The sequence below is a fragment of the Microbacterium sp. Leaf351 genome (assembly GCF_001423825.1).
Classification (GTDB): Bacteria; Actinomycetota; Actinomycetes; order Actinomycetales; family Microbacteriaceae; genus Microbacterium; species Microbacterium ginsengisoli.
The window spans coordinates 563-3,134 of the sequence record NZ_LMPK01000004.1; the positions used below are offsets into that span (position 1 = coordinate 563).

The 2,572-nt window shown below is 64.9% G+C and carries 2 protein-coding genes and 1 pseudogene; all 3 read right to left on the bottom strand.

The window, feature by feature from the left end; translation table 11 throughout:
* Positions 1 to 604, bottom strand: a 604-nt coding sequence (locus ASG00_RS16400) for a UDP binding domain-containing protein (protein ID WP_327037459.1), incomplete at both ends; no start/stop codon positions are given.
* 1 nt (position 605) lies between these two features.
* Positions 606 to 1,062 (bottom strand): annotated as a pseudogene (locus tag ASG00_RS16405) (NAD(P)-binding domain-containing protein); the annotation flags it as partial.
* 371 nt (positions 1,063 to 1,433) lie between these two features.
* A partial coding sequence (wzy, locus tag ASG00_RS01920; RefSeq protein ID WP_156456174.1) for an O-antigen polysaccharide polymerase Wzy occupies positions 1,434 to 2,572 on the bottom strand: 1,139 nt, incomplete at its 5' end.

The following is a 2,572-nucleotide window of genomic DNA, read 5'->3' on the forward strand; positions in this document are numbered from 1 at the left end:
CAGCTGCGGATGGATGCGGCGCGCGTTCGCGATCGCCTCAGGATCGGTGACCCGCACCGAGGCCCCCAGCCCGTGCAGGCGTACCGCCACGTCGAGGGCCGGCGAATCGCGGATGTCGTCGGAGTGCGGCTTGAACGCGGCCCCCAGCACGGCGATCTTGCGTTCGAAGGTCTCTCCCCCGAGCGCATCGACGGCCAGTTGCACGGCCCGATCGCGACGACGAAGGTTGATCGCGTCGATCTCACGCAGGAAGGCGACAGACTCACCCTTGCCGAGCTCTTCGGCGCGCGCCGAGAAGGCACGGATGTCCTTGGGCAGGCATCCCCCGCCGAACCCGATGCCGGCTCCCAAGAAGCGGCGCCCGATGCGAGCGTCGTGTCCGATCGCATCTGCGAGCTGAGTGACGTCGGCGCCCGTGACCTCGGCGATCTCGGCCATGGCGTTGATGAAGCTGATCTTGGTTGCGAGGAAGGCGTTCGCCGCGACCTTCACCAGCTCCGCTGTCGCGTAGTCGGTGACGATGAAAGGCGTGCCCTTCGCGACCGAGGGGTGATAGACCTCACGAAGAATGGATGCCGCGCGCTCCCCCTCTGCGCCAGCGGGGNCCCAGCCCTCACGAAGGAATTCCGGGTTCCAGACGAGGGTCGCGCCGGTCGCTTCGACGCGAGGCGCGAGCCCCGCGGCCGTGCCGACGGGCACCGTCGACTTGCCCGCCACGATGTCGCCTTCGGAGAGGTAGGGCAGCAGCCCATCGAACGCGGCATTGACGTAGGTCAGGTCAGCGGCGTATCCGTCCTTCTGCTGGGGCGTGTTGACGCCGACGAAATGCACCGTCGCGCCCGCGACGTCGGCCATCCTGTTCGAGAATCGAAGGCGCCCCGAGCTCACCCCATCGCGGACGAGATCTTCCAGATTCGGCTCGAAGAAGGGCGCCGTCCCTGCACTCAACGCGGCAACCCGATGCTCGTCGACGTCAACTCCGACGACTTCGTGACCGATTGATGCCATCGCGGCGGCGTGCACCGCTCCGAGATAGCCGCATCCGATGACCGATAGGCGCACGAACCCTCCCTTGATCGACGTCAATTCGATCTGCCGAGTGTGTCCGAGCGGTTGAGGCCAGTTGACGTGCAGATGAATCACTGACCTGCAACGACGGCAGGAAGGCGCCACGCACCGCACTGGGTGCCGGACGCGCGTCTACGGCGCCTGAAACCCCGAGAGGCGGTCGTGCCGGGAGGATTCACCCCACAACTCTCCCAAGGTCCCGGGAGTGTGAGAACAGAGTCGCGACGGGGGCCGATCGCCCCACCCTCGCTGCGCCCGGACAAGCCCCGAGGTGCCGCGCACCGCCGGCAAATCGGAGTCGTCGGCCCGCGTAGCCAACTCCTCATCGACGTAGGGAGGCATTCCATGGGCTGTCGACGCTGAGATTAGCCTCGCTGGACCGCCCGAACTCGGCCTTGCAACCCCCGGGCGCTGCCTTCAGGCGGGGCCATTCGCGCGACGACGAGGAAACGTATGGCAGCCCAGACCGCAAGCATGAATACGACCGACGTGACGTTGTGGTACGCATCGCCGCGAATGACGGGGAAGAAATAGGAAGCCATCAGCGCGTAGACCACGATCCCGTCGATGCTGACGATGGTCGTGCGAAGCCGTGAGTAGAGGCGTGTCAGGACGATCCCGAGGATGAAGAATACGACGAGCACACCGATCCAACCGAAGTTGGCGAACGACTCCCCGATCGCCGAAATGCTCGTTTCGACTTGATTGGGCCCATAGAAGCGCGGGACGAATTCCGATGTGAACCACGCGTTTCCGCCGCCGGCGGGCTTGTCCGGCCACACCGCACGGGGAATCAGCCATGTGAAGATCGGCTCATATGTTTGCCCGAGTTGAAGGGGTGTTGATCCCGAAGAGATCTCGCGGTACGTCACGAGGAGCGTGTCAAGAGGAACTGCCTCGACTCCGCCCAGCGTGCTGGCCGTAACGTCGTTGAACCGTGCGACGACGAAACTCCACGCATCGGCTCCAGGTGCTGCGAACGTACGGTCTCTCAGGAGCGCGCCAAGCGTCAGCAGCAGTGCGAATCCGGCCGCGCCCGCCGCCAGAACGCCCCCGAGCCCGAATGGCCTCCGCAGGTAGTGGATGAGGAGCATCAACGGCAACAGCGTTCCTGTGATGATCGCTGCCCTGCCCCCGCTCAACGTTGCCGTGGTCAAAGCGATGACGATCGCGATGATCGTCAACACACGCATGGACGTGGGCGTGTGCTGTCCGCTGAGCCAGTGCGCGACCCCATAGAACGTCAAGACGAGCAGCGGGACCCCAGACAGGGTGACGAATGAGACTCCCTCGAGAGAGGAGCTTCGGAGCGCAAGACCGTCGATGTACGCGATGATGCCGCCGGCGCGCACGATCAACCACCCATAGCCTCCGAGCGCCAGTCCCATGGAGAGAACCGTCCACCATGCCCAACGAGTGGAATTGACGCTCGCGGACCGAGTCAGGTTGAGCGGCAAGCGATTCGCGACAGGACGCGCGAACAACCAGAAGCCCATCACCAGAC